Here is a 26,604-nt window from a genome sequence, read left to right as displayed (position 1 = left end):
GTGTCCCGGCACGGCAACGCGCTGGGGAGCTGAAAAGGGGCGGCATTATGACAAAGTGCCATCATTCACGACAGGTTTTTTTGACGCCAATTAATCGGCTGGCGGGCATCACACAAAACCCTGTAGGAGTGAGCCTGCTCGCGATGGCGTCTTATCAGATGAATATTCTTTAACTGATAGATCGCTATCGCGAGCAGGCTCACTCCTACAGAGGGTTCATGGCAGGCTGGGATAAAGCTGATCAGTGAAAATCGCGGCTCTGTACGCGGATGCCGTTGAGCAGCGGGCTCAGGTCACTCAGGCGTCCGGCGATCAGGTGGCGCACTTCGCCCTGGCGCTCCCAGCGGCCATCGACCCTGAGCAGTTGCGAGCCGACCAGCACCTGGCGTTGACGCTCGGCGAGGTCGCGCCAGACCACCACGTTGACGTTGCCAAACTCGTCTTCCAGCGTCACGAATGTCACGCCGCTGGCGGTGCCCGGACGTTGCCGGCCCGTGACCAATCCGGCAATGCTGACCGGGCGTCCATGCTCGACATCGAGCAACTCTTGCGAACTGCGGCAGCGCCGCGCCTTCAACTCATCGCGCAGCAGTGCCAGCGGATGTGGTCCCAACGTGGTGCCGACCGTTGTGTAATCCGCGTGCAAGTCCTCGCCGACACTGGGTTTGGGCAGCACCACGTCAGGCTCTTCCTGACTCGACAACCCGGCAAACAACCCAAGCTGTTTCTGCACCCCGGCCACTTCCCAGCGCGCCCGATGCCGATGCCCGGCCAAACCGCGTAACGCCCCGGAATCTGCCAGCAACGCCTGCGCCCGACTGTCGAGTTCGGCGCGTTCCCCCAGATCGGCGACATCGGCAAATGCTCCGCGTGCCCGCGCCGCTTCGATACGCCGGGCGTCGTCCTCGCGAAAACCCTTGATCATGCGCAGGCCCATGCGAATCGCCGGTTGCGCGCCGCTGATCGGCTCCAGACTGCAATCCCAGTCACTGGCGCGCACATCCACCGCACGGATCTGCAACTGATGCCGACGCGCGTCCTGCAGAATCTGGTCAGGGCTATAGAACCCCATCGGCCAACTGTTGATCAGTGCACAAGCGAACGCCGCCGGTTCATGGCACTTGAGCCAGCAACTGGCGTAGGTCAGCAAGGCGAAACTGGCGGCGTGGGATTCGGGAAAGCCGTAACTGCCGAAGCCTTTGATCTGCTCGAAAATCTGCGCGGCGAACTCCGGTGTGTAGCCGTTTTTCTTCATGCCGGCAGCGAGTCGTTCCTTGTGTGGTTCCAGCCCGCCGTGGCGTTTCCAGGCGGCCATGGAGCGGCGCAACTGATCGGCCTCGCCGGGGCTGTAGTCGGCGGCGACGATGGCGATCTGCATCACCTGTTCCTGAAACAGCGGCACGCCGAGGGTGCGTTTGAGCACCACTTCCAGTTCCGGCGAAGGATAGGTTTCCGCCTCTTCCTTGTTTCTGCGGCGTAGATACGGATGGACCATACCACCCTGAATCGGCCCCGGCCGGACGATGGCCACTTCGATCACCAGATCGTAAAACTTCGCCGGTTTCAGGCGTGGCAGCATCGACATCTGCGCGCGGGACTCGATCTGGAACACGCCGATGGTGTCGGCACGGCTGATCATCTCGTAGGTCGGTTTGTCTTCTGGGGGGATCGTCGCCAATGTCAGGTCTTGATGGCGATGACGGCGCAGCAGATCGAAACAGCGGCGAATCGCACTGAGCATGCCGAGGGCAAGAATATCGACCTTGAGCAACCCGACCGCATCGAGGTCGTCCTTGTCCCACTGGATGATCGTGCGGTCAGCCATCGCCGCATTTTCCACCGGCACCAGACTGTCGAGCGGCTGTTCGGAAATCACGAAACCGCCGGGATGTTGCGACAGGTGCCGGGGAAAACCGATCAGTTGCCCGGTCAGGCTCAGCACCCGGCGCAGCACCGGACTGTCAGGGTCGAATCCGCCTTCGAGCAAACGCGCAAGAGGCGGCGTTTCATCGCTCCAATGGCCGCAGCAATCGGCCAGCGCGTTGATCTGATCCGGCGGCAGGCCCAGGGCCTTGGCCACATCGCGCACCGCGCCGGCGGCGTGATACGTGCTGACCACCGCCGTCAACGCCGCACGGTTGCGACCATAACGACGAAACACGTATTGCAGGACTTCTTCGCGACGTTCGTGTTCGAAATCGACGTCGATGTCCGGCGGCTCGTTGCGCTCTTTCGACATGAAGCGTTCGAACAACAGCGTGGTGCGATCCGGATCAATTTCGGTGATGCCCAAGGCAAAACACACCGCCGAGTTGGCCGCCGAACCGCGGCCCTGACAGAGGATGTGCTGTTCGCGGGCGAAGTTCACTACGTCATGCACAGTGAGGAAGTAACTTTCGTAGCCGAGCTCGGCGATCAGCGTCAACTCATCGTCGATCTGCTTGAGCACTTTGGCTTGCGGACCTTTCGGCCAGCGCCAGGCGATGCCTTCGTCAGTCAGATGGCGCAACCAGGAACTGGCGCTATGCCCTTCAGGCACCAGCTCTTTGGGATATTGATAACGCAACTGACTCAGGTCGAAGGTGCAACGCCGAGCCAGCGCCACTGACTCATCCAGCAACGCCGGCGGATACAGTTCCCGTTGCACCTCGACGCTGCGCAGATGCCGCTCGCCGTTGGGGTGCAGGCGCAATCCGGCTTCGGCCACCGGCACGTGGTGCCGAATCGCCGTCATGGTGTCCTGCAAGGCACGCCGGCCACGGGCGTGCATGTGCACATCGCCACTGGCCACCGCAGCAATCCCCAACTCAGCGGCCAGGCTCAACAACGCCGCCAATCGCCGCTGATCGTCCTGCCCGCGATGCAGTTGCACCGCCAGCCACAGCCGTTCGCCGAAGGTTTGCCGCAGCAAGCGCCCCTCCTCAACGTCATCGACGCTGTCCGGCACCCAAAGCGTCAGCAACCCCGGCAATGGCTCGCTGAAGTCCTCGCGCAGCACCTGATACTGGCCTTTTTGCGTACGCCGCCGGGCGCGGGTGATCAAGCCGCACAGCGCCTGATAACCGGCAAGGTTCTCCACCAGCAGCACCAGTTTCGGGCCGTTTTCGATGCGGATTTCGCTGCCGATAATCAACGGCAGCTCAACGGATTTCGCCGCTTGCCAGGCACGCACGATCCCGGCCAAGGTGCATTCATCGGTGATCGCCAGCGCCTGATAGCCGTGCTTTTTCGCCCGCTGGAACAGCTCCAGCGCACTCGAGGCACCGCGTTGGAAACTGAAGTTCGACAGGCAGTGCAGTTCGGCGTAGCCATTGTTCATGCGAACCAGCCCTGCAGCCACAACGGACCGCCCTCGCCCACCGCCCGATAAGCCCAGCCCTGCTGCCCGGCGCGGTTCTGGATCAGGTAGTAATCGCGGCGCACATCGTCACCGTCCCACCAGCCGGATTCGATACGCTCAGGGCCCATGAGGATCCGTGCCGAACCCTGCGCTACGCTCTGCGGCTCGCCCAGCAACCAGCCCGGTCGCTGGACACTCGGCAAACCGGCGCAGCGTTGTTTGTCGACGGCGTTTTGCCACGCGCACTCCGGACGATGGTCGGCCTGAAAACGCAGGCCTTGCACCGCGTCGTCGCCCAGCCGTGCGCGCAGGCGTTCGCGCAATTGCTCCCAGGGCAAGGTCTGCTGCGGACGGTCGTCGAACAACTCCTGAAACTGCGGCACGAAACTCGGCAGATCTTCGGCGCGCAGCCGGAAGCCGCGCACCGGGGCCTCGACCTGCACTTGTTCCAGTCGGCCACGGGCCAGTTCGAAGAGCATCGCCGGATCGCGCTCGGCGCTGAGCAGACCGACCTTGATCAGCGTATCCGGCAACCCGGCATGTTCCAGATGCAGATCGAAACGCTGCACGCCGCTGTCGCGCCCACACAGGAACGCCGATAGATCGCCGGTCAAACGTCGCAAAGGAAATAAAAGCGCCTGATGGGATTGCACGTCGAAATTGAGTTCGATGCGCACATCGAAACGATCCGGCGGCAGATAAAACGCCAGCGCCAGCGGACGTGCGCCAAACAGGGTGTCGAGATGCTTGAGCATCTGCGCTTCGAAGCGTCGCGCCAACGCCTGACGCGGCAGGCTCTGCACCTGACTGAGATTGCGCAGGCCCATGCGCGACAATGCCGTGGCCACACCCGGCTCCAGACCGACGCGGTCGATGGGCAATTGCCCCAGGTGATGCTGCAAGGCTTCACCGTCCGGCACCACCAAACCGTCATAAGCATTGGCCAGCACTCGCGCCGCCACCGGGTTGGGCGCGGCGACGATGCGATGACGGAAACCCAGCTCGGTCAGCTCTTTGCGCAGCCGCACTTCGAACTGCGCCCAGGAACCGAACAGGCCCAGACTCGATTCGATCTCGAACACCACGGTACGCGGGTAATGCACGCTGACCTGTGAGCTGAAACGATAGGCCCATGCGGCGAGAAACTGCTGCCAGTGCTCGACCTCGGCGACATCGTAATCGGCGGTGGCAAAGCCTTTGCTCAAGGCTTGCGCGGCGGTCATGGACTGGCCGGGACGCAAGCCAAGTTTGCGCGCCGCGCCATTCACGGCTTGCAGCACCCGGCGCTGGGCCGGGCCGCTGAGCAGCACCAACGGTTCATCGGGTTCGGGGCGCTGACGCAGCACAGCGTCGAGGGCCAATTGCGGGAACAGAATACACACCCAGCGCATGACGACCTCAGTGACCCACGGTAAAGGCAATAGGCGTCGCGCGTGCCAGCCCGCCACGGCACTTGAGCACGCGCAACTGGGCAGGTTTGGCATCAATGGCAATGCGCAGCGCCGCCGGCGACGGGTTGACCGCCTCGCTCAACGAGCGCCAGGCAAAGGCCAGGGTCTGGCCGGTTTCCGCCGCCACCTGCAAACGCCGTAACGCGCGGTCATCAGCCTTGTGCGGCCAGCACAGCACCGCGCCACAACTGCCCGAACGCAGGCATTGTTCCGCCGCCCACAAGGCATCGCGCTCACTGGCCTGAATCACCGACAACTGCCGCAGATCGACCCCGGCGTTTTCCCACGCTTGCGGGTATGGCACGAACGGCGGCGCCACCAGCACGATGCGCTCGCCCGCCGCCGACAGCCGCGCCAGCGTTGGCCAGACCAGTTGCAGTTCGCCGACCCCGGGGCCGGCCAGGAGGATTTCGCTCAGCGCCGCTTCCGGCCAGCCACCACTGGGCAACGCTGCATCCAGTGCGGCATGCCCGGTCGGTTGCGGGCTCGCGGCCGGTGGCGCAGGCCGGCCTTTCCAGACCTGGCCGCCATTGAACAACGTATCCAACGCAACGACGGCGCCCATCAGCCTTGCCTCACCAAGCCGCAGAACACTCCCTCAATAGCCAGATCCTGATCATCACGCACGACAATCGGCTGGTAGGCCGGGTTGCGCGGCAGCAGGCGAACCTCATCGCCCGTGCGCTCAAAGCGTTTGATGGTGACTTCACCGTCGAGCCGCGCCACGACGATCTGGCCGTTGAGCGCCTCGGGATTGCGCCGCACGCCGACCAGATCGCCGTCGAGAATGCCATCCTCGATCATCGAGTCGCCCTGCACCCGCAGCATGTAGTCGGGCGTACGGGAGAACAGCGCCGGGTCGAGCAGCAAACGGCTATGGAGATCGGCATCGGCGCCAATCGGCGCACCGGCGGCCACCCGGCCGAGCACGGGAATGTCGAGCAACTCCGGTCGCGCCGGTTGCCCAAGTAAGCGAATGCCCCGCGCCTGATGCGGGTTGACCTCGATAAACCCGGCTTCAGTGAGCGCCAGCACATGCTTGCGCGCCACGCTGCGCGAGGCAAAACCAAAAGCCTCGCTGATTTCAGCGAGGCTTGGGGGCTGACCGTGTTCGGCGATGCGTTCGCGGATAAAAGTCAGAATGGCGGTACGGCGGGGAGTCAGGTTTGTCATGGAGTACATTTGTACTCCTGTAGGATTTTCCTGACAAGCACCGCCAGTCGGCGGCGGGTGCGGTGGCGCTGATTGCACAAACCCCTGTAGGAGCTGCCGAAGGCTGCGATCTTTTGATTTTAATTTTTAAGAGCAAGATCAAAAGATCGCAGCCTTCGGCAGCTCCTACAGGAGACGTGTTCAGCCAACAAAAAGAGGGCATTCAGTCAAAGCCGCGTTCAACCATCAAATGAGTGCAGTCAGCTCAAGCCGCGCTCGGCGAGGAAAGCGGCGATGTAGTCGATGAACGCCACCACTTTGGCCGTGGCGCGGCGATGGCTCGGGTACACCGCGAGAATGTGCGGGCCAAAGCTGTCGGGGTCTATTTCATAGTCGTCCATGACCCGCACCAGTCGTCCGCCTGCAATGTAGGGCGCGGCGCTCCACAGCGGCGTGTGCAGCAAGCCGCGCCCGGCCAGGGCACTGGCCAGGAGCAAGTCGTAATTGTCACTGCGCAATCGAGGGTTTGCGGGTTGTGCCAGGCTCAGGCGCTGGCCGTCGCGCTCGGCCCACCAGAATTCGCGGCTGAGCAACGGATGCTTATAGAGCAGCCATTCATGCTGATCGAGGGTCTGCGGACTGACCGGCAAGCCCTTGCGCGCCAGGTATTCGGGGCTGCCGCACAGGGCTAGACGATTGCTGCCGACCACGCGGGCGATCAATCCTGGCAGGTCGTCATGACCCTCGCGCAGTGCCAGGTCGTACCCGCTTTCGAGCAGGTTGACGAACTCGTCGCACAAATCCACTTGCAGGCTGATCTGCGGGTATTGCTGCAAAAAACCGTCACACACCTGATCGAGAAACGCCCGCCCGTACGCCAGTGGTGCGGTGATTTTCAGGCTGCCGCGCAAGCCGTGCTGCAACTGCTCGATTTCCTCGCTGGCCTCGTCCAGTCGCTGCAACACCAGCCGCGCAGTTTCCAGATACACCCGGCCGATCTCGGTTAGCAAAATCCGCCGGGTGCTGCGTTCGAACAGCCGAGCGCCGAGTTCGGCCTCCAGATGATTGACCGCTTTGGTCAGCGCCGACGGGGTTTTGCCCAACTGTTCGGCGGCGCGACTGAAACTGCCGAGTTGCGCAGTGACCACGAACATTTTCAATGCACCCAACTTGTCCATGCTTTTTCCATTCAGGCAAAAACGTTTTTCGTGAGGGAGGCGTTCTGTCGGCCGGCCTCAGTCACTAATCTGGCCATCAGACGCAATAACAAGGAAATCTTCAATGAAAAGATTCATCCCGAAGCTGTTGGCGGTTGCCGTAAGTTTTGCCTCGATGGAAGCCATGGCCGCTGCCGATCTAGTGCTGGTCAACGGCAAGATTTTTACAGCTGATCGCGCTCAACCCAAGGTGCAGGCGCTGGCCGTGGAGAACGGCAAAGTATTGAAGGTCGGCAGCGACGCGCAGATCAAGACGTTGATCGAACCCGGCACCAAAGTCATCGATCTGCAAGGCAAAGCGTTGATGCCCGGCCTCATCGATAGCCATTCCCACGCGATTTTCGGCGGCCTGGAAATGGTCTCGGCGAACATGGAAGACGAAGTCGTCGCCCTTGATGAGCTGGAAAAAAACCTGCGCGCCTGGCGTGACGACGGCAAGGCCCGGCACGGCGATGTGCTGAGTATTGCCGGCATGAGTTCGGTGTATTGGGCGCAGGCAGAGGCCCTGGGCAAAACCTTCAATCAGGGCGAATGGGCCAACGTGCCGGTGGTGTTCATCGGTAGCGATCACCACACCGCATGGGCGAACAACGTCATGCTCAAACGCGCGGGCATCGACGCCGCGCTGCTGAAAACCTTGCCGGACGCGGAAAAAGACACGATTGGCAAACTGGCCAATGGCGAGCCGAACGGCTTTGTCGTCGACGCCGGTTGGGATCGAGTGGCCTCGAAAATGCCGGTACCGAGCCCCGCCGCCATGCTCAACGCGGCGAAATCCGCGGTGCGCTACAACAACAGCCTTGGCATCACGGCGTGGATGGACCCCGCCGCCAACGCCGCGCCGGGCGAGCCGGTCTTCGCCCTCAAACCCACCGAGAAAACCGTCGGTGTGCTGCCGGCCTACAAGGCGCTGTCAGAGAGCGGCGAGATGAGCGTCCACGTCGCCGCGCTGCTGGTGGCCAATTCGAAAAGCGTGCCCGCCGACCTCGACACCCTCGACAAGGTGCGCCAGCAATTTCAGGGCATCCCCAACCTCACCCTGCCCGGCGTGAAGATTTTCGCTGACGGTGTGATCGAATTCCCGGCGCAAAGTGCGGCGATGATCGACCCCTACAGCAACTCGCACAAACAGGGTGAATTGCTGATCGATCCGCAGCATTTTGGTGAACTGGTCAGTGCCATCGACCAGCGCGGCTGGCTGGTGCATATCCACGCCATCGGTGACCGCGCTGTGCGCGAATCGCTGAATGGCATCGCCCAGGCGCGCAAGGACCGGCAGAGCGGCGTGACGCACTCGATCACTCACCTGCAGATGGTCAATCCGCAAGAGTTTGCCCGTTTCAAACCGCTCAACGTGATCGCCTCGATGCAACTGTTGTGGGCCAGTGCCGACGACTACACCACCGAGATGATCAAGCCCTACGTCAGCGCCCTCGCCTTCCGCTATCAGTACCCGGCGCATTCACTGCTCAAGCAGGGTGCGACGATTGCCGGCGCCAGCGACTGGCCGGTGTCATCGCCAAGCCCGTTCAACGCCATGGCGCAGGCCATCACCCGCACCGGTCCGCTGGGCGTGCTCAACGCCGAGGAGCGTCTGGACCGCGAAACCATGTTCTACGCCTACACCGCCAACGCGGCGCGCACCATTGGCCTGGACAAGCAGATCGGCTCGCTGACGCCGGGCAAACAGGCCGACTTCATCGTGCTGGATCGCGATGTGTTCAGCGTCGACGACAAGGCCCTGCACGACACCCAAGTGCTGCAAACCTGGTTCGGCGGACGTCAGGTCTATACCGCCGCAAAATAACAACATTGATCCCCCTGTAGGAGCTGCCGAAGGCTGCGATCTTTTGATGTTGATTGTAAAAAACAAGATCAAAAGATCGCAGCCTGCGGCAGCTCCTACAGGTTTACCTCCTGCCCCCATAACAATCACAACATCGGGACTTCACATGAAAGCCTTGCCTTTGTTCGCCCTCGTTTCCTTGAGTTCGCTGCCCTTGAGCAGCCACGCGATCCCCTTTAACGATGACTTTGCGCTGCTGGTGGATATCAATCTGGCCACTGATTACCGCACCCGCGGCATCTCGCAAACCCAGAACGACCCGGCGCTACAAGCCGGGCTGACCCTCGCCCACAGCAACGGCCTGTACCTCGGCGCCTGGAGTTCCAACGTCGATTACGGTGGTGGCCTGAAAACCCGTCAGGAAGTCGATTACTACGGCGGCTGGCTGTGGCAGGCCACCGATGCGGTCAGCCTGGATCTGGGTTACATCAAGTACGCCTATCCCAAGGAAAGTCAGTTCAACCAGAGTGAGGTTTACGGGATTATTGGCGCTTACGGAGTGAAGCTCGCGGCGTATTACTCAAGCGATGCGCCGGGGATCGATAGCAAGCAGAGTTCGCTCTACAGCTATGTCAGTTATGAAACCGAGTTGCCGTTCGATTCAGGGCTGAAGTTGCGTTACGGCCATATGGATTTCAAGGATCCGCATCTGTACTCGGCCTCCGGTGATGGCGAAGAGTCGTACCGGGAATGGGAGGTCAAACTCACCCATAATCTGGCCGGGGTGGTGTTGGGGTTGAGCTATATCGACACTGATCTGTCGCAAACCCAGTGCCTGAGCAATTGGGGCTTCAAGGATGTGTGCACGGCGACGGTGGTTGCCAACATGAGCAAGTCTTTCTGACCCAACGCAAATCCCTTTGTAGGAGCTGCCGAAGGCTGCGATCTTTTGATCTTGCTCTTAAAATCAAAATCAAAAGATCGCAGCCTTCGGCAGCTCCTACAGGGGTGAGTTTTTGCCAGGTAAGCCCATGCAGTATTTGGTTCAAGGGGGTGAGTTTTTTACCAGGCAAGCCCGTGCAGTATTTAGTTCAAGGGTGAGTTGTGCCAGGTAGGTCCACGGGTAGATGCCGCGTTGATGACCATCGCTGAATACCAGTTGCACGCCGTAACCCTGCGGGTTGAGTTCGATGATACGTACTCGCTCGTCCACCAGAGGCGCCGAGCCGCGCAGGCGAAACGCGCGGCACTGCGAGCAGGGGCACTGGCGGCGCAGTTCGGCGTGAGCGATCAGCGATTCGCGACCGTTCGGCCAACTCAGGCGCAGGGTTTGCTCGCTCTGCGAGTTACAGATCGCCAGCGGATTCATTGCAACTGACTCAAGGCAATCCGCACTGCTTTGCGCACTTCCGGATCGCCGTCATCCTGCGCCGCCTGCAACGCAGCCACTGCGCCACGATCATTCAACTCACCCAAAGCCAATGCGGCTTCCTTGCGCAGGTTGCTGATGCGATGCCCGAGAGTATCGATCAAGGCGTCCAGCGCTGGGCCAAAACGCAAGCGGCCGAGGCTGCGGGTGGCGCGCAAACGCACTTGCCAATAGTCGTCGCTCAAGGCTTCGATCAATGCCGGGCCGGCGTCGCTGTGGCCGACTTTGCCCAAGGTGGTTGCGGCTTCTTCGCGCACTTGCCAGGCGTTGTCCTGCAAGGCCTGACGCAGCGCTGGCAGGACCTCAGCGCTGGACGCCAGGCCGAGCGCTCCGGTCGCAGCGCGGCGCACTTCGGTGTCCGGGTCAGCGCTGGCCAATCGGGCCAATGCCGGTAGCGCGTCGAGTTGCTTGAGCCAGCCGAGCACGCCCACGGCCTCGCGGCGCACGCTGGCATCGGCATCATTCAGCGCCGCGACGGCAGCGGGCGCAGCATCGGCAAAGCGCAGTTCGCGCAGAGCTCGAAACGCGGCATTGCGTACGCTGACTTCAGCATGATCGGTCCACGGCAGAATCACCCGCCCGGCCGCTTCGGTCTTGAGCAAACTCAGACTTTGCGCAGCGGCAGATTGCACGGCGGGCGATGGATCGGTCAGCGCTTGGCACAAGGCTGCAACCACCGGTTCGTCCTCCCAGGCTTCCAGCAGACGCGCCGCTTCAGCACGCACCTCTTCAGCGGGATCCTCGGACAGCCGCTCGACCAGCCAGAGCAAACCATCGGGTTCTTCCAGATCCGCCAGCTCAATCAGCGCAATGCGCCGCACACCGGCGTCTGCAGCGGTCAGGCGTGGTTGCAGGGCAAGGATTTCAAGGTTATCGGTCACAGCAAAAATAGAGGTCACAGGGCAAATCTCGGCAAAGGGTTTTCGGGCGGCAGGCCGAGCGGATTGAGGCGCGGCAGCGGTCGGTCGTCGTCATGGCGCAGCAGGTCGAGGCAGTGGCGCTTCAGTCGGGAGAATTCAGCGCTGGTGACCAGTTCGCTGGTGCGTGGTCGGGCGAAGTCGAGGCGCAGATCTTCGATGATTCGTCCCGGCCGCGCGCTCATCACCAGCAAGCGATCGGCGAGGAATAGCGCCTCATCGATGTCATGGGTGACAAACACCACGGTGGTGCGAATCCGTGTCCAGATGTTCAGCAGCAGCTCTTGCATGTTCAATCGGGTCAGCGCATCGAGCGCGCCAAACGGCTCGTCCATCAGCAACAGCCGCGGGCGATTGACCAGCACCCGGGCGATTTCCACCCGTTGCTGCATGCCGCCAGAGAGTTGATCGGGCCAGCGCTCGGCGAAGCCGTCGAGGCCGACCAGTTGAAGAATTTCATCAGCGGCGCGATGACGCTCGGCCTTGCCGATGCCACGCATTTTCAGGCCGAAAGCGACGTTGTCGCGCACCGTGCGCCACGGGAACAGTGTGTGATGCTGGAACACCATGCCACGCTGTGGCGAAGGGCCGGACACCGCGCCGCCATCGACCTTCAGGCTGCCGGCATGCGCCTTCAAGTGCCCGGCCAAGGCGCCCAGCAGGGTCGACTTACCGCAACCGGACGGGCCGAGAATGCACACGAACTGGCCGGGTTCGATCTGGCAATCGAGGCCCTGCACCGCTTCGAATGCTTCGCGGCCTTCGCCGAGGACGATCGACAACTGGCGAATGTCGATCCGCCCTTCGGGGGTTTGCATCACGCTCATCAGGCTTTTCCTCGCGGTCGATGCCAAGGCGTGAACAAGCCGCCCAGACGTTTGATCAACAGACTGCTGCCCATGCCCAACACACCGATCAGCAACATGCCGACGACGATGTCGGCGTAGTTCTGGATGGTGTAGGACTCCCAGGTGTAGTAACCGATGCCGAACTGGCCGGAGATCATTTCCGTCGTCACCAGGCAAAACCATGAAGTGCCCATGCCGATCGCGAGGCCGGTGATGATGCTCGGTGCAGCGCCCGGCAGAATGACTTCGAGCAGGATCGCCCGGCGCCCTGCCCCAAGGCTTTTCGCTGAGGCGATCAAGCGTGGATCGACGCCTTCGACGCCGTGCACGGTGTTGAGCAGGATCGGGAACAGTGCGCCGGTGAAGGTGATGAAAACCATCGACAACTCGGACGACGGGAACATCAGGATCGCCAACGGAATCCACGCCACGGCCGGGATCGGGCGCAGCACTTCCAGTGGGGGCAACAGCAAGTCTTCGGCCCATTTCGAGCGGCCGATGGCCAGGCCCAGGGCAATGCCGACCACCAGCGCGGCGAGGTAGCCGGCAAACACGCGGCCGAGACTGGCAGTCAGGTGTTGCAGCAACTTGCCGGAGTCGCCCAGGCCCAGCGCGGCTTCAATCACAGCCAATGGCGTGGGGACGTTGGCGAAGGTGACCAGGCCGAGGTTCCAGTGATGGCTCGCGGCGAGTTGCCAGAATATGAGGCAGAGCAGCAGTGAGGCGGATCTTGAAACCCAGCGAGAAAATGATCGGTACACAGTTATTCCTCCCCACCGAGATCCCCTGTAGGAGCTGCCAAAGGCTCGGGCCGCGATCGGACGATCTTTTGACCTTATTTTCAAATCAAGATCAAAAGATCGCAGCCTTCGGCAGCTCCTACAGGGAAGCGGTGTTGTGCTGTTAACGGGTGGCTACGGCCTGGGTCGTGGCGTCGGTGAAATCGAAAACCTTGCCGCCCTGCGCCGCTGCAAATTGCTGCGCCTGCCCCTTGAGCAGAAACGCGCTCAAACGGCCCTTGGCATCGCTGGCAAACCACGCCTGATCGGCCAGCAACTTGATCCCGCTGTCACTCGCCTGCGCATACACCGCACGAATGGTTTTGCCGTCCTGCTTCAAACCTGCCAACGCGGTGAAGGCAGATTCGGCGGAGACGTACTGGCGCACCTTGTCTTCGCCACGCACCCAGATTTCGGCGACATGGCTGAAGTCAGTGATGGCCTTGCCGCTGACCGCATCCACATTCTTCAGCGGCGTCTGCGCGTAGTTGGCCAACTGCGCGGTGTAATCCAGATTTGACGCCTTGAACGCCGCGCGGATGTATTGATCGTCGATGAAGGTGTTCAAATCGAGACCACGATCGGCCTTCTTCAGGAGCTTCAAGGTATCAATGGCCGTACCCACCGCCTGGCGATATTCCGGCTTCCAGCTGAGGTCGCGGGTCTGCACGCCGAGCGGGCCGTGGAACAGGTAATTGACCTCGGCATCGACGCCGGTGACTTTGGCGATCAGTTCGCTGTACTTCTCCGGTTCGGCGGCCAGCAGTTGATTGGCCTCGATGCTCGCGCGCAGGTAGGCGACGACGATCTGCGGGTGTTTTTTCGCGTAGGCCTGCTCCACCAGCGCACCGTGGAAGGTCGGCGCATTGGCTTGGGCGCCGTCGTAGATCTTGCGAGCGAAACCACGGCTGGGGAACAACTCGGCAAACGGCACGAAATCGGCGTGGGCGTCGATCTTGCCGGCCTGCAACGCGGAGCCGGCGACTTCCGGCGGCTGGGCGATGATGTTCACATCCTTGAGCGGGTCCCAGCCCTGTTCCGCCACCGCACGCAACAACATGCCGTGGGCTGTCGAAGCGAACGGTACCGAAATGGTCTTGCCCTTGAGTTCGCTCAGCGACTGCACGCCGGACGCGCTCGGCACAACGATACCGTTGCCGCTACCCTTGATGCTGCCCGACAGCACGCTGATGAACAGGCTGTGTTTGCCGGCCGTCTCAAACGCCACACCGTTGAACGCGCCGGGGAAATCGGCCATGGCGCCGAAGTCGAGTTTGCCCGCGACCATCTCGTTGGTCAGCGGCGCGCCGCTGGTGAAGTTTTTCCATTGCACGTCGTATTTGGCGTCCTTGTAGACGCCGTCGTGGGGCAGGTATTTTTCGAGCAAACCGAGCTCGCGAATCAACAACCCACCGGCGGCGCAGTTGATGGTGGTGTCCTGGGTGCCGATGGCGATGCGGATGGTTTCGGCCGAGGCCGACAGGGTGAACGAAGCCAGTACCAGACCGGCGAGTGCTGCACGCAACATGAGTGTTTCCCCTCGAATCATTTGTAGGATGTTCGTCTCCGCCGCGATCAGGGCGCGGTGGGAAACGAGGGGTGTTGTTGAATCCAGCGTCCGGGGTTTCCGGATGGCTTTGGTTTGTCACAAATCCAATGTAGGAGTGAGCCTGCTCGCGATAGCGGTGGGTCAGTCATTGATGTGTTGTCTGACACACCGCTATCGCGAGCAGGCTCACTCCTACAGGGGAAAGCGTTTCAACGCAGGAGATAGGGGATATCGACTTTCACCGCACCCGTCGGGCAATCCTTTTCACACGGCATGCAGTACCAGCATTCATCGAACGCCATATAAGCCTTTTGCGTGGCCGGGTTGATCGCCAGCAAGTCCATCGGACAGACATCGACACACACGGTGCAGCCCTTGTCGGCGATGCATTTGTCCTCGTCCACGGTGACGGGGGCATTGGAGCGGAAGAAGATTTCCTGAGCTTGATAGGCCATGGTTCGGGCTCTCTTTTAATGATGCATCACGCGGCAAAGGCGCCAACCCGCAAGCGGTCGTAAGCCTGCATTTCCTCGGCATCGAGCGGGATGATGTAGGGCTCGACGGCTTTCTTGAAACTGGTCATCTGACCGTCATCGCCCTTCTTCAGGTGGCAATGGCAGAACCAGTCAGCGTCATTGCGCTGCGGGTGATCGACCCGATAGTGGTACAGACCCCAGCGACTCTCGGCGCGGAACAACGAGGCGCGGGCAGCCATTTCGGCGCAGTCGCGGATCACGCTGGTTTCCATAGCGCGCATCAGTTCATGGGCGTTGTTGGCCTTCATCTGATCGAGATCACGCTCGATGTCGCTGAAGCGCTGCAAGCCGATCTGCATTTTTTTGGTCACTTTCGGCGGTTGCAGGTAGTCGTTGACGAAGCGCCGCAGCTTGTATTCGACCTGAGCCGGCGGCAGACCGTGTTCGCGATCCAGCGGAGCGTAGACCCGTGCTTTCTCTTTCTCGATCTGCCCGGTATCCAGCGCAGAGAACTCGCGCCCGGCAACAAAATCCGCCGCGTTGTGCCCGGCAAACCAGCCGTAGGTGAACGCGCCAAGCATGTAGTTGTGCGGCACCGCTGCCATGTCCCCGGCGGAATACAAGCCTTTCACAGAGGTTTCGGCACGCTCGTTGACCCACACGCCGGACGCCGAATGGCCGCTGCAAAAACCGATCTCGGAGATGTGCATCTCGACCATTTGCGTGCGGTAGTCGGTGCCACGGTTGGCGTGGAACTGACCGCGACTAGGGCGTTCGTTGCTGTGCAAAATCTCTTCGATGTTCTGGATGGTTTCCTCGGCCAGGTGATCGAGTTTGAGGAACACCGGGCCGTTGCCGCTTTCCAGTTCCTGGTGGAACTCCCACATCATCTGCCCGCTCCAGTAGTCGCATTCGATGAAGCGTTCGCCCTTGTTGTTCGCGGTGTAGCCACCCAGCGGTCCGGTCACGTAGGCGCAAGCCGGGCCGTTGTAATCCTTGATCAGCGGGTTGATCTGGAAGCATTCCAGATTCGCCAGTTCGGCCCCGGCGTGATAGGCCATCGCGTAACCGTCGCCAGCGTTGGTCGGGTTTTCGTAGGTGCCCATCAGGTAACCGGAGGACGGCAGACCCAGGCGACCAGCAGCGCCACACGCGAGGATTACAGCCTTGGCCTTGATCACATGGAAGTCGGCGGTGCGGCAATCGAAGCCCATCAAGCCGTTGACCGCACCCTCCTCGTCGGTCAGCAACCGCGTGCAGACCAGCCGATTGGTGATGCTCACTCGCGCGCGCTTCAACTGGCGATACAGAACCTTTTTGATGTCGTGCCCTTCCGGCATCGGCAACACATAGGCGCCCATGTGGTGGACTTTTTTCACCGCGTAATCACCGGTTTCGTCCTTCTCGAACTTCACGCCCCAGCGGTCGAGCTGTTCGATGGTTTCGAAGCTGTGCGTCGCGTAGGCGTACACCGCTGCCTGATTGACGATGCCGTCATTGGCGATGGTGATTTCCTTGGTGTACTGCTCAGGCGTCGAGTGGCCGGGGATGATCGCGTTGTTCAGGCCATCCATGCCCATGCTGATCGCACCGCTACGTTTGACGTTGGCCTTGTCGACCAGCAACACACGCAAGTCGCGGTTCTTCTCTTTGGCCTTGATCGCCGCCATCGGCCCGGCTGTGCCACCGCCGATCACGACGATGTCGTATTCCTGCTCAAGCGTATTGCGTGTCATGCCTGCTCCCCTTTTTGCCGGTCGATCCGCAGGCGGTACTGGAACGCATCGCCACGGTAGTAAAGGTGTTCGAAGTCCAGCGGCTGGCCCTGCGCGTCGTGAGTCAGGCGCTCGATGCGCATGATCGGCGAGCCGGCCTCGACGTTGAGTGCCTGGGTCAAATCGCTGTCGGCGAGCACGGCGTCGATGGCCAGGTCGGCGTGGCCGAGGGCGATTCCGCAGTCGTTTTCGAGAATCAGAAAAATGTCGCGGGTGACCAGATCAGCCTTCTCCAGCCGTTCGCCGATGGCTTTGGGCAGGTAGGTGATTTCCAGCGAGATCGGCTCGCGATTGATCAGCCGTACACGTTTGATCTGCGCCACAGTTTCGCCCTCGGCGACCTGCAAACGCTCGGCGACACGCTTGTCCGCCGGGATGAATTTGAAGCTGCGCAGGCGGTTGATCACCTCGTAGCCACGCCCGGTCATGGATTCGGCGAGGCCTTGCAGGCTGCTGACGTTCTGAAAGGTTTTCGGCTTGGCGACGAAGGTGCCCTTGCCGTGGATCTTAAAGATCAGTCCTTCCTTTTGCAGATCGCCCAGTGCCTGGCGCACGGTGATGCGGCTGACTTTGAACAGCGCACCGAGCTCGCTTTCGGAGGGCATCTGGCTGTCTTGCGGGTATTCGCCGTCGAGGATGCGGGCGCGCAGGACGTCGCGCAGTTGGGTGTGCAGCGGGACACTTGATAGAGACAGAACGTTATCGGACATCACGGGATCACTTGTTATAACGAGTTATGACGTGATCTTAGAGACGTTATGACAAGGTTGAGAAATACCGAATGGGCATAACCTTAGATGCAGGTTTCAGGATCAAAAGATCGCAGCCTTCGGCAGCTCCTACAGTTTGAAATGCATTCCCATGTAGGAGCTGCCGAAGGCTGCGATCTTTTGATCTTAGCGCTTGAGGATCTGGTCCATGACCCAGTCGGTCTTGACGGCCTGTTCGGCCATCGCCGGATGCTCTGATTCACCACGAATATGCGCATTCATGCCCAGCACGTGATGCCACTGAATGTGTTCGTGATGGGCAATGTCCAGGCTGATCTGCTCATCGGCATGCAGCTCGACCGGATGCTCATCAAACACTGAAAAGCTGATCCGACCGAGGCTGCCGATGATCTCGACCCGATCCTCGCGCCGATCGGCAACAAAACTCCAGCAGCCCATGCCCAGCGCCCCAGAGGCAAAGCGCCAACTGGCACTGACCGCATCTTCCGCCGCGTACAACCCGGCCTGCTGCGCGGTGAAACCGGCGACCTCGACAATGTCGCCGAGCAGATACTGGAACAGGTCAAAACCGTGGCTGGCCAAATCTGCGAAGTAACCGCCACCCGCCACCGCCGGGTCGGTGCGCCAGTTGTCACGGCCATCCAGATCGGCCGGCGACGGTGCCTTGGTCAGCGTCCAGCTCAAATGCCGCACTTCGCCGATCCGCCCCTGTTCGAGCCATTGCCGCACCTGCGCAAAGCGCGGCAACGAACGACGATAGTAGGAAACGAACAGATGCAAACCGGCGTCGGCAAACGCCTGCTGCATCTCGCGGCTTTGCCCGGCGTTGAGTGCCATGGGCTTTTCCACGCAGCAATGTTTGCCGGCGGCGGCGACTTTCAGGCTGTAGGCGTGGTGGCTGTCGGGCGGCGTGGCGATGTACACCGCGTCCACCTCGGGATCGTTGATGAGTGCATCGACGTCGGTGTAAACCCGAGCGATACCGTGGCGCGCTGCGTAATCACTGACGGCTTCAAGGCGTCGGCCCATCACCGCCACCAGCGCGGAACCGGGCGCCTTGTAGAAGGCCGGCCCGCTTTTGCGTTCCGCGACACTGCCGCAACCGATCATGCCCCAGCGCACCACGTTCATCTTTAGTCCTTTTGCAGAATCAGCCGATGCGCAAGGCGCGCAGATCAAGATGGCCGTCCTTGAGCGGCGGGCACCAGTAATAGCCGCCGGTGATCGGCCGGCTGATGCGGTACAAGCCATCGGCGATGCCATCTTCCAGACCGCTCATGCGCCGCAATTGCGCTTCGAAGGCATCCAGCGAGAAACCGAACGCGAGGAACATCAGCCCGGCGCGATCACCTTCAATCCACGGCATCGAGCGACGCACGACGAACGCTTCAGGTGCGAAGCTTTCCTGCGCGGTGCGTTTGACGTGAGCGGACACCGGCGCGTCGTCGATCTCTTCGTTATCGCTCAAGCGACGCCCCATGATGTTGTCTTTGTCGTCGGCAGACAGTTTGTGGAACCCCTTGAGGTCGTGCTGCCACTGCTGGATCGCGGCGAAACTGCCACCGACCAGACCGTCAGCGCCTTCGCTCTGCAACGCGGCAGCAACAGCGGCTTCGTCATGAGGGTTTTCGGTGCCGTCTTCGTAACCGGTCAGGTCGTGACCTTCCTTGTGGCGGAAGGCTTCCTGCATTTCTACCAGACGCAAGGCCGGGGCCAGCGCCGCTTCGACGGCGTTGCAGCGATTGAGCAGATCACCACGGTCAACACCGTGCAGCCAGACCCACAGCGCATGCTGGGTGGACGGGTTGTTCACGCCCACGCCGCTCATGGCCGGGAAACTGCGCAGACCGGCGATTTCCACGTTGAGGGCCTTGGTCAGGGACTCACCGAAACCGACCACCGCCGACTTGCCATCCACCAGGTTCAGCAGGTTGTCGATCGCCTGCGGCAAGGCTTCAACCGACGCCAGAGCGAAAAACAGATGACGTGCTTGCAACGGAACAGGGGTGGCGAGAATGCCCGGCTGGTAGTGACTCATGTGAACTCCTTGAAAAAGTGCGCGGAGTTTACCTGTAGCCAGACAGTTTGTGTGGTTGAAGCAAGATCTAAAGATCGCAGCCTTCGGCAGCTCCTACACGAACCTCGGTAGGAACTTGCGATCTTTGGATCTCCTAAAGCGTCATGCTGGTCTCGACGCGCCACGCACTCGGGCTCAGCCCCGTCCAGCGTTTGAACGCCCGGCGAAAGCTGCGCACATCGCTGTAGCCGACCTCTTCGGTGATCCGCTCGATCGGCATGTCCGGATTGGCCAGCAGACTCATCGTCCGCGCCTGCCGCACTTGTTCCAGCAAGGCTTCAAAGGTCAGCGCATGCTCGGTCAGGCGCCGGCGCAATGTGCGGCTGCTCATGTTCAGGTCGCCGGCTATCTTTTCGATATGACTGCCCCGGCTCAGGTCGCGGGCGATCGCACGCTCCACGGCTTGAATCAGGTCGATTTTTTGGTGCACCTGCGCCGCTTCCAGTTCCAGCAACGCGACAGCCTGACGCAACGCCAGTGAATGATGATTGGGCAGGCTGACGTCCAGCCATTGCACATCAATCAGCATGCGATTGTGCAGGCATCCAAAGCGCACTTGCGGCCCAAGCAGACGCTGATATTCACTGAGGTAATCCGGCGCCGCATGCACGAATTCCACAGCGATCGGCTTGAAATCGGCGCCGGCCAGTGCGCGGCCGTACACCAGCAAACTGGCGAAAAACTCCTCGACCGCGAACACCTGCACATCGGCAAACGGCAGGCGACATTCGGCATCGAGATGCACCTGATCACCGACCACATTGACGCTGGAAACCACAATCCCGCCCGAGGTGTGCTGATGGCGAATCCCCACGGCAAACGCATCGCGCAAGGTTTTGCACAGTGAAAGCACGTGCCCGAGCAACCCCAGTGTGCCAAGTACGTTCTGAGCGCCGACCCACAAGCCCAACCCTTGGTTCGGCAGGACTTTGAGCGCGCGTTGAATCATCGCCACGGCCTGACGATAGGAAATCCGCTGCGTCGGGTCCTGCAGATCTTCAAGGGTAAAACCCAGGCCACGGCACAGGCTCTCGGGCTCGACGCCTTTGTTCTGCGCGACTTCAGCGAGGGTTTGCAGGAGAAATGGCGACACCAACGCCAGTTCAAAGGTCGGGTCTTGGACTTTTACGTTCATGTGGGCTGACATTCCGGATCATGCTTGATTGTTATTTTTGTTACCGGTTATGTCGAAGGAAGTTAGCACAGGGTTTGTCGACTGTCCGCAGAAGTCCCCCTAACTGTCCGCCAATACCCTGCCCCGTCGGGCTCAGAGCGCTTATTTCTATCGTGCCGGGCGACCTGCGTGCCCGCGTTGCGCTCCAACACAATAATAATGAGGACGGATATGCACCCGAACCGCGCGACATTGCCCCTGCGTCTGGCCCTGATTTTGCTGGGCTGCACCGCGACTCTTCCAGCCCTGGCCACCGAGGCCGGCGTCGACAACATCGGTACCGGCACCGACGGCTTCTTCATGCTGCCGATGGAGGTCGACAGCCTTCCGGAGAACATGGTCGCGTTCAACCTCTACTACAACCATTACAAGGCCAGAAAACTCAATATCAGCTCGTTGGGCGGCAAGGTGCCGGACGTCGAAATCGAGTCGACGGCGGTGATTCCGCGCCTCGATTACTTGAGTCCGGTGCGGATCTTTGGCGGACGCCTGGCCGGTTACATCGCGCAACCGTGGCTGAAGCAGGAAGTGTCGGTGTTCGGCTTGAGCGACACCCGCGAAGGCATGGGCGATACCACCGTCGCGCCGATCATCCTGTGGGATATGGGCAAGGACCTGACCCTTGGCGCCGCGCTGGAAATCACCGTACCGACCGGCGAATACAGCGTCGACCGGCTGGCCAACACCAGCAACAATTTCTACACCTACAAGCCGCTGTTCTCCTTCACCTGGTTGCCGACTGAGCGCACCGAAGTCTCGATGAAGACCACCTACAGCTTCAACGAGAAAAACAAGGACACCGACTATAAGTCCGGGCAGATTTTCCACTTCGACTACTCGGCCAGCTACAAGCTCACCGACGACCTGATGCTCGGCCTCAACGGCTACTACCTCAAGCAGACCACCGACGACAAACAGTTTGGCCACACCGTGCAGTTCGCCGGGCAAGACGTGGACGACGGAGTGCGCGGCGAGGTGTTCGCAATTGGCCCGGCGCTGCACTTCACCTTCCTCAAATACGCCAGCGCGGAGATTCGCTGGGCCAAGGAATTCGATGTCGAGAACCGCCCCGAGGGCGAGATGCTCTGGGCCAAAATCAGCATTCCCTACGCGTTCTGAGCCCCGCGCAATCCCTTGTAGGAGTGAGCCTGCTCGCGATAGCGGTGTGTCAGACAACACATCAGCAACTGACACGCCACTATCGCGAGCAGGCTCACTCCTACAAGGGGTTGTGGTCCGTTCAGAAAGTATTTTTCACACAAAAAAAGGGCGGCCAAACGTACTGCACGAGAGTCTGTTACAGCGCCAGTTGCCCACGCTCCTCCTCGGTCAGCTGCTGTTTCGCCTGTTCATCCAGCGCCCCGTCGCCCAGCACTTGCACCGGACTGTTCGGGTTGTAGCCCGGGGCCGCAGCACGACTGGCGCCATCGCGGGATGGCGCGAGGACTTTCAACGAACAGCCGTCGATTCAGGTCACTACGGCTGAACAGTGGGCTCGGGACAACCTGGCAGTCGACTGACGCAAAGAAAGCACCCCGCCACTCCCGGGTACAGAAACGCGTACATCGTTTCGGTATTTATCGCGGCTGAAGAGCCAGCGCACTCCCACCTTGCAACGCGCTCAAAGGTGGGAGCGAGCCTGCTCGCGAACGCGTCAGAACAGACACCCAATCAATCACCAGGTGATTCCGATACGCGCATCACCCCGGCAACTGCAAATTATCCAAAGCCCGATTCACCGCCAACTCCCCGAGCATGATCAACTGCGCAATCCCCAACAACGCCCGACGCTGCGACGCCGGCAACAGACTGGCGACGTTCTGGGCAATGGTTTGCGCCGAAGCGAGTGTTTCACTGGCATCGATTAGCAGTTCTTCGTTTTTGTTGTCCGCAGTCACGGCGTACATCCCGCGGGTTTTACGTGGAGGCGGCGTGGAACCGGGCGGACAGAGGTAATGGTCGAGCGCGCGGTCGGCGGCTTCGTGGAGTTTTTTTGAGTCGAGGGATTCGTAGGGGGAAACCGAATCGGTTTCGGGCGGGTTGGGTGTTGGTTTGATCATGAGTGAATCTCCAAATCGTAGAAAAGGAGCCATCATCTTTCGCTACCAAACGAAGGGGTGGTGGCCATACGAAGGTTGGTAGACCGGTGACTTGGAAAACCGGCGCGCCCGAAGACGCCCTGCGCATGGCCACCATAAATACACAGCCCCAAAAAGGCCTGTTTCGGGTGACGCTATGCGCCAAGTCTAAGCCGGGCTACCAAACCCGATCGCTGATTCGTCAGCGACCGGACCACAATAAAACCCGCCCCCAAAGCGCACAAGCCGGCGGATTCTGGCGTAGCTGTAGGCAAAGGCGCAAGGGTGTGTAGCCTGAGAGAGTGTTTGGAGATGTCTTTTTAAACATTGGCGTTTATCAACTGAAAATCTCGGCCACGAGATCATTCTATTTTTTGCGATACATCTCGACGCGCACCTCCCCAAGACGCCCCTATTACCCACCTGTGCTTTTCGGGTAACCGCTCGGTCATTTCCAAAGACTTGTGTCGGCCAAAAGAAGTCAGTCGAATGTAAATACGGAACCTGAGACGACTCACCACGCCCAGGCATCTTTTATAGAAAACAGCTGACACGGAAAAGGGAGATTTTCAGCAAGGCTTTTAGGATTTGTCTTGCAGCCATTGTTTGAGCTTCCCGGTAAAGTCAGACTACCGCAGCCACAAGCTGGCACGCCTCGCAACGATTCAAGGACGATACATGATCGCTTCTGCACGACTGGGTGATGAACATGTCTGCCCTTTGCCCGGCCATGGCACCTCCCCGATTGCCTCCGCCAGTGGCGACGTAAATATCAACTTTATGGGCTCCGCCCGCGTTGGTGATACATGTGGGTGTGGCGCCGTAATCACAACAGGGTTTCCATCGATTCAAGTGAATGGCCGTCCTATGGCCCACCTTGGTAGTCCTACCAGCCATGGTGGAACCATCATCACCGGGTCAAGCGATGTAGGTGGCGGGTTTGTCATGGGCGATGCTGGCGGTGCAACCATCGTCAACTTCATGGCACTGGGAGCGTTCCGCCCAGATGGGACCGTGGACGATGAAAAGATGGCGACCTTGCTCGCTGATCCAAATTTGAAAGAGAAAGCTCTGGCGGCGAATGCCTTGGTAGATCCACAAGCCAGTACGGAAAAACCCGAAGCTAAGACAGAGCCGGAAGCACCTACTACGTGCAAAGACCCTGACATGATGGAGCAACTGGCCAATTACATCGCCGATGAGATGAACCGCAATATCAATGACCCAGCAGTCCTGGAAATGAAAGAATTAAACAGCTTCGATCCTGAGGCGGAAACCAAGAAATTTAGGGAGCTTCCGCTCTACCTGCGCCTAGGGCAGGACCCCCAGTTTTACAGCATGGCACTTGGAAAAAAGGCGAAGGCTTTCGCCATCTGGACGAATAAGGTGGGACAGGGTCAGGATTGGGATCACAAGCCCAAATTGGCCAAGATGTTTGGTGCACCTTGGCATAAACAGGGGCCGTATGACTTCTACTACGATATCTGGTCGAACATCCATTATGGGTACGTCGGCTTAGCCGGTGGACTTTCTGACAGCGTGCAGTTGGATGGCGCTGGAGTTGAGCAAATAGGATCAGACAGTTGGCGCTTCCTTAAAGACCCCAAGAGGTTTGATGGCCCACGAAGGACAGAAGGTATCGAAGGGATGCGAGCATGGGACGATGCGCCTGATAGAGTGTCGATCATTCTCGGAATGGAACTCTACAAGGAATATCCGAACGGCGGTGTCACTGCACAAATCATCATGGACAAGGTGTTGGCGGTGCCAATTGCTGAATGGGGTACAGGGGTTCAAAAACATGTCTGCAAGTGAAAAGCGACCACGACGTATTGGCCGGTGGATAGGGCTGTTCCTCATTGGTGCAGTGGCGTGCTGGTACATAGCTATACCGCGAGTTGTCGTTTACTACTCAAAGGACGGCACCAAGAACATTAATTACGTCCTGAACACACAGCACACCATCGTTCGCGGTGAACTGCTGCCGGGAAAGTCAACGGGTGATGTAGGACATATCTTTCCTGACGATGAGTTCTTCATGCGTCTGGACTGGTGGAATGCAAAGGGCTTGAACCGTTGCGTCAGCATTACGCCCCAATGGCCGACAACGGAAATTCATATTGACCGTAACGGCGAGATTGACACCCGTGAGGGTAGTGGCACTGACGGAGCGCGATTGAAAGCTTGTCAGTAGGATTTAAGCAAGCCATAGGTGGCTGCTTCCGGCCAAAAGCAGTCATTCCTAGAGGTATATTTCAGATCCCTGATTACGGGAGCATTCGCTGCCAACGGATTGGTGGGGTGCGTTTACAGGTCGCCCCCACGACTAATCCACAATGTACAACTTCGCCCCGATCGTGGTGGATGAACGATGCCCCTCAGCATTATTGCCCACTTGATAGCTCATGCCTGGCGTCAGTGTGAACTGACGACCATCTTCAAGTTCTGTATCCAATTGACCCTCCAGGCACAACAGGATGTGCCCCCTCCAACACCAGTGATCGGCCAAATATCCAGGGCTGTATTCGACCATCCGCACACGAGCTGATCCAAACTGGCAGGTACGCCAATAGGCTGTACCTGTCTGACCGGCATGCGCCACCGGCTCTATCGTTGACCAATCGGTGGTATCAAATTGGATTGCAGTGAGATCCATTTTTGCCTCATCGATATGCAATAAATGCAGACCGTATCATTCGGGCGATGGTGCCGACAGACACAGACGGCCCGCATTTATAGGATACAGGGTGGGAGAAACTGCCTAGTCTTCAGCACGACCGCTGAATGATAAGCCGGGGTACCTGTCGTGACGGGGTCACCTTCAAAACAAAGCGCGCCCAATCTGAAGGAAGCCAGACAAGGGCAGGCGGCAACAAAGTATTCCGGTCAGGAATACGCCCATGAAAATCATGAATTTTATTTATCGCTGTGGATCTCGTAGCGTGCCTCCTTCTGCATAAGGAGATGACCTGTGAATAATTCCCGCCTGCGCTTGTACGTTGACTCTCAATTTTGCAGCCCCTATGCCATGTCGGCTTTCGTGGTACTCCGCGAAAAGGGCATCGAATTTGAAATGATCCCGCTAGACCTCGACTCGTCCGAAAACCAGTCAGAGGACTATGCCAGCCTCTCGCAGACCCAGCGGGTACCCACACTTGTGCACGGCGACTTCGCCTTATCTGAATCGTCGGCTATCACTGAGTACCTGGAAGACGTTTTCCCCCAGGCGCCCGTTTACCCACAAGACCTGATGCAGCATGCAAAGGCACGACAAGTCCAGGCATGGGTGCGGAGTGACCTGCTGCCCATTCGGCAGGAACGATCCACATTGGTTGTGTTTTATGGACTCAAATCAAACCCCTTGTCGCCAGCTGCCGAGTCGGCAGCGCGCAAGCTGTGCGGTGCCGCACAAACGCTACTGGCGGACAGCCCCGAGTACCTGTTCGGTCAATGGTCGATCGCCGATGTGGATCTGGCCTTGATGCTCAACCGGCTGATATTCAATGGCGACTCCGTACCACCCGCGCTGGTGGAGTACGCGCAGCGCCAATGGCAACGACCAACCGTACAGGAGTGGGTCAAATTGCAACGTCCTCCGATGTAGTCGGCACACCTATCGTTTGTGGAGAGCGGCTTATATTTAGAGAGGCTTTCGGGCTCGTTTCAAAAACTAGGCCTGGAACCCATTCTCGATCGCCGGATGTAACGCAAGCAGCTTCGGGAACAGGTACAGGGTACCAATCGAAAAACGCTTTCGATCAGCGGCGGCGATTGTAATCGGAGTGGACATCGCGTTTCTGAGCAAACTCCAAGTTCGCCGACTGA

Annotated in this window: 25 protein-coding genes and 1 pseudogene; 7 read left to right on the top strand and 19 right to left on the bottom strand. The window is 59.8% G+C overall.

Annotated features, from left to right (window positions below):
• Nucleotides 1-241 precede the first annotated feature (241 nt).
• Genes ICA16_RS02975 through lexA form a run of 4 tightly spaced genes read right to left on the bottom strand, consistent with a single transcriptional unit; the run spans nt 242 to nt 5,973 of the window.
• On the bottom strand, nt 242-3,319 hold the full coding sequence (locus ICA16_RS02975; protein ID WP_210699898.1) for an error-prone DNA polymerase: 3,078 nt from the start codon (nt 3,317-3,319) through the stop codon (nt 242-244).
• On the bottom strand, nt 3,316-4,731 hold the full coding sequence (locus tag ICA16_RS02970; protein ID WP_150602492.1) for a Y-family DNA polymerase: 1,416 nt from the start codon (nt 4,729-4,731) through the stop codon (nt 3,316-3,318). The genes ICA16_RS02975 and ICA16_RS02970 overlap by 4 nt, the downstream gene beginning before the upstream one ends.
• A 7-nt stretch (nt 4,732-4,738) precedes the next feature.
• A complete protein-coding gene (gene imuA / locus ICA16_RS02965; protein WP_150602493.1) occupies nt 4,739-5,356 on the bottom strand; it encodes a translesion DNA synthesis-associated protein ImuA in 618 nt (205 codons plus the stop codon).
• On the bottom strand, nt 5,356-5,973 hold the full coding sequence (lexA, locus tag ICA16_RS02960; protein ID WP_047301573.1) for a transcriptional repressor LexA: 618 nt from the start codon (nt 5,971-5,973) through the stop codon (nt 5,356-5,358). Before lexA ends, imuA begins: the two co-directional genes overlap by 1 nt.
• A 53-nt stretch (nt 5,974-6,026) precedes the next feature.
• Here lexA and ICA16_RS02955 point away from each other — a divergent pair, with 53 nt between their 5' ends.
• On the top strand, nt 6,027-6,197 hold the full coding sequence (locus ICA16_RS02955; protein ID WP_210552882.1) for a hypothetical protein: 171 nt from the start codon (nt 6,027-6,029) through the stop codon (nt 6,195-6,197).
• Nucleotides 6,198-6,203: 6 nt separating this feature from the next.
• On the opposite strand, the gene ICA16_RS02950 is transcribed toward ICA16_RS02955, so the two are convergent.
• Nucleotides 6,204-7,121 carry a LysR family transcriptional regulator gene (locus tag ICA16_RS02950; protein WP_150615425.1) on the bottom strand — a complete coding sequence of 306 codons (918 nt, stop codon included), beginning with the start codon at nt 7,119-7,121 and terminating at the stop codon, nt 6,204-6,206.
• A gap of 103 nt (nt 7,122-7,224) precedes the next feature.
• On the opposite strand from ICA16_RS02950, the gene ICA16_RS02945 reads away from it, so the two are divergent.
• Together ICA16_RS02945 and ICA16_RS02940 are read left to right on the top strand one after the other, a co-directional pair.
• A complete protein-coding gene (locus ICA16_RS02945; protein ID WP_210699897.1) occupies nt 7,225-8,967 on the top strand; it encodes an amidohydrolase in 1,743 nt (580 codons plus the stop codon).
• Between the two features lie 145 nt (nt 8,968-9,112).
• Complete coding sequence (locus ICA16_RS02940; protein WP_210699896.1) at nt 9,113-9,850, top strand: TorF family putative porin; 738 nt, start codon at nt 9,113-9,115, stop codon at nt 9,848-9,850.
• A gap of 141 nt (nt 9,851-9,991) precedes the next feature.
• On the opposite strand, the gene ICA16_RS02935 is transcribed toward ICA16_RS02940, so the two are convergent.
• The 11 genes from ICA16_RS02935 to ICA16_RS02885 all read right to left on the bottom strand — a co-directional run bounded on the left by ICA16_RS02935 (nt 9,992) and on the right by ICA16_RS02885 (nt 20,662).
• Nucleotides 9,992-10,315 carry a DUF971 domain-containing protein gene (locus ICA16_RS02935; protein WP_210552886.1) on the bottom strand — a complete coding sequence of 108 codons (324 nt, stop codon included), beginning with the start codon at nt 10,313-10,315 and terminating at the stop codon, nt 9,992-9,994.
• Nucleotides 10,312-11,274 carry a HEAT repeat domain-containing protein gene (locus tag ICA16_RS02930; RefSeq protein ID WP_210699895.1) on the bottom strand — a complete coding sequence of 321 codons (963 nt, stop codon included), beginning with the start codon at nt 11,272-11,274 and terminating at the stop codon, nt 10,312-10,314. Before ICA16_RS02930 ends, ICA16_RS02935 begins: the two co-directional genes overlap by 4 nt.
• Nucleotides 11,271-12,119 (bottom strand): ABC transporter ATP-binding protein, encoded by an 849-nt coding sequence (locus ICA16_RS02925; protein ID WP_150615420.1) that lies wholly within the window; start codon nt 12,117-12,119, stop codon nt 11,271-11,273. The genes ICA16_RS02930 and ICA16_RS02925 overlap by 4 nt, the downstream gene beginning before the upstream one ends.
• Nucleotides 12,119-12,901, bottom strand: a complete 783-nt coding sequence (locus ICA16_RS02920) for an ABC transporter permease (RefSeq protein ID WP_414704727.1) — start codon at nt 12,899-12,901, stop codon at nt 12,119-12,121. The genes ICA16_RS02925 and ICA16_RS02920 overlap by 1 nt, the downstream gene beginning before the upstream one ends.
• Before the next feature lie 142 nt (nt 12,902-13,043).
• On the bottom strand, nt 13,044-14,468 hold the full coding sequence (locus ICA16_RS02915) for an ABC transporter substrate-binding protein (protein WP_210699894.1): 1,425 nt from the start codon (nt 14,466-14,468) through the stop codon (nt 13,044-13,046).
• A 209-nt stretch (nt 14,469-14,677) separates the two neighbouring features.
• On the bottom strand, nt 14,678-14,923 hold the full coding sequence (locus ICA16_RS02910; RefSeq protein WP_042559450.1) for a 4Fe-4S dicluster domain-containing protein: 246 nt from the start codon (nt 14,921-14,923) through the stop codon (nt 14,678-14,680).
• A gap of 26 nt (nt 14,924-14,949) precedes the next feature.
• Nucleotides 14,950-16,680, bottom strand: coding sequence for a fumarate reductase/succinate dehydrogenase flavoprotein subunit (locus ICA16_RS02905; protein WP_210699893.1), 1,731 nt, complete (start codon nt 16,678-16,680; stop codon nt 14,950-14,952).
• Nucleotides 16,677-17,429 carry a GntR family transcriptional regulator gene (locus tag ICA16_RS02900; RefSeq protein ID WP_210699892.1) on the bottom strand — a complete coding sequence of 251 codons (753 nt, stop codon included), beginning with the start codon at nt 17,427-17,429 and terminating at the stop codon, nt 16,677-16,679. The genes ICA16_RS02905 and ICA16_RS02900 overlap by 4 nt, the downstream gene beginning before the upstream one ends.
• A gap of 186 nt (nt 17,430-17,615) precedes the next feature.
• Complete coding sequence (locus ICA16_RS02895; protein ID WP_210699891.1) at nt 17,616-18,581, bottom strand: Gfo/Idh/MocA family protein; 966 nt, start codon at nt 18,579-18,581, stop codon at nt 17,616-17,618.
• Between the two features lie 19 nt (nt 18,582-18,600).
• A complete protein-coding gene (locus tag ICA16_RS02890) occupies nt 18,601-19,488 on the bottom strand; it encodes a Dyp-type peroxidase (protein ID WP_210699890.1) in 888 nt (295 codons plus the stop codon).
• A gap of 133 nt (nt 19,489-19,621) precedes the next feature.
• The gene (locus ICA16_RS02885) at nt 19,622-20,662 is read right to left on the bottom strand and encodes an AraC family transcriptional regulator (protein ID WP_210699889.1); all 1,041 of its coding nucleotides are present in this window, start codon (nt 20,660-20,662) and stop codon (nt 19,622-19,624) included.
• A gap of 210 nt (nt 20,663-20,872) precedes the next feature.
• Between ICA16_RS02885 and ICA16_RS02880 the strand changes: the two genes are divergently transcribed.
• Nucleotides 20,873-21,820 (top strand): SphA family protein, encoded by a 948-nt coding sequence (locus ICA16_RS02880; RefSeq protein WP_210552894.1) that lies wholly within the window; start codon nt 20,873-20,875, stop codon nt 21,818-21,820.
• Nucleotides 21,821-21,998: 178 nt separating this feature from the next.
• Here the strand turns inward: ICA16_RS02880 and ICA16_RS02875 are convergent.
• Together ICA16_RS02875 and ICA16_RS02870 are read right to left on the bottom strand one after the other, a co-directional pair.
• Nucleotides 21,999-22,145, bottom strand: a pseudogene (locus ICA16_RS02875) (hypothetical protein); the annotation flags it as partial.
• Between the two features lie 256 nt (nt 22,146-22,401).
• On the bottom strand, nt 22,402-22,761 hold the full coding sequence (locus tag ICA16_RS02870) for a DUF6124 family protein (protein WP_150597920.1): 360 nt from the start codon (nt 22,759-22,761) through the stop codon (nt 22,402-22,404).
• Nucleotides 22,762-23,457: 696 nt separating this feature from the next.
• Here ICA16_RS02870 and ICA16_RS02865 point away from each other — a divergent pair.
• Together ICA16_RS02865 and ICA16_RS02860 are read left to right on the top strand one after the other, a co-directional pair.
• On the top strand, nt 23,458-24,594 hold the full coding sequence (locus tag ICA16_RS02865; protein WP_210699888.1) for a polymorphic toxin type 44 domain-containing protein: 1,137 nt from the start codon (nt 23,458-23,460) through the stop codon (nt 24,592-24,594).
• Nucleotides 24,581-24,973 carry a hypothetical protein gene (locus ICA16_RS02860; protein ID WP_210699887.1) on the top strand — a complete coding sequence of 131 codons (393 nt, stop codon included), beginning with the start codon at nt 24,581-24,583 and terminating at the stop codon, nt 24,971-24,973. The genes ICA16_RS02865 and ICA16_RS02860 overlap by 14 nt, the downstream gene beginning before the upstream one ends.
• Nucleotides 24,974-25,105: 132 nt before the next feature.
• Here the strand turns inward: ICA16_RS02860 and ICA16_RS02855 are convergent, their stop codons facing one another.
• Nucleotides 25,106-25,435 carry a DHCW motif cupin fold protein gene (locus ICA16_RS02855; protein ID WP_210699886.1) on the bottom strand — a complete coding sequence of 110 codons (330 nt, stop codon included), beginning with the start codon at nt 25,433-25,435 and terminating at the stop codon, nt 25,106-25,108.
• A gap of 315 nt (nt 25,436-25,750) precedes the next feature.
• Between ICA16_RS02855 and yfcF the strand changes: the two genes are divergently transcribed.
• Nucleotides 25,751-26,383, top strand: coding sequence for a glutathione transferase (yfcF, locus tag ICA16_RS02850; protein ID WP_210699885.1), 633 nt, complete (start codon nt 25,751-25,753; stop codon nt 26,381-26,383).
• Nucleotides 26,384-26,604: the final 221 nt, after the last annotated feature.

Origin of the sequence: Pseudomonas anatoliensis (assembly GCF_017976235.1) — a bacterium.
Taxonomy (GTDB): domain Bacteria; phylum Pseudomonadota; class Gammaproteobacteria; order Pseudomonadales; family Pseudomonadaceae; genus Aquipseudomonas; species Aquipseudomonas anatoliensis.
The sequence above is the reverse complement of the archived record's forward strand: the minus strand, read 5'-3'. Positions and strand labels throughout refer to the sequence as shown.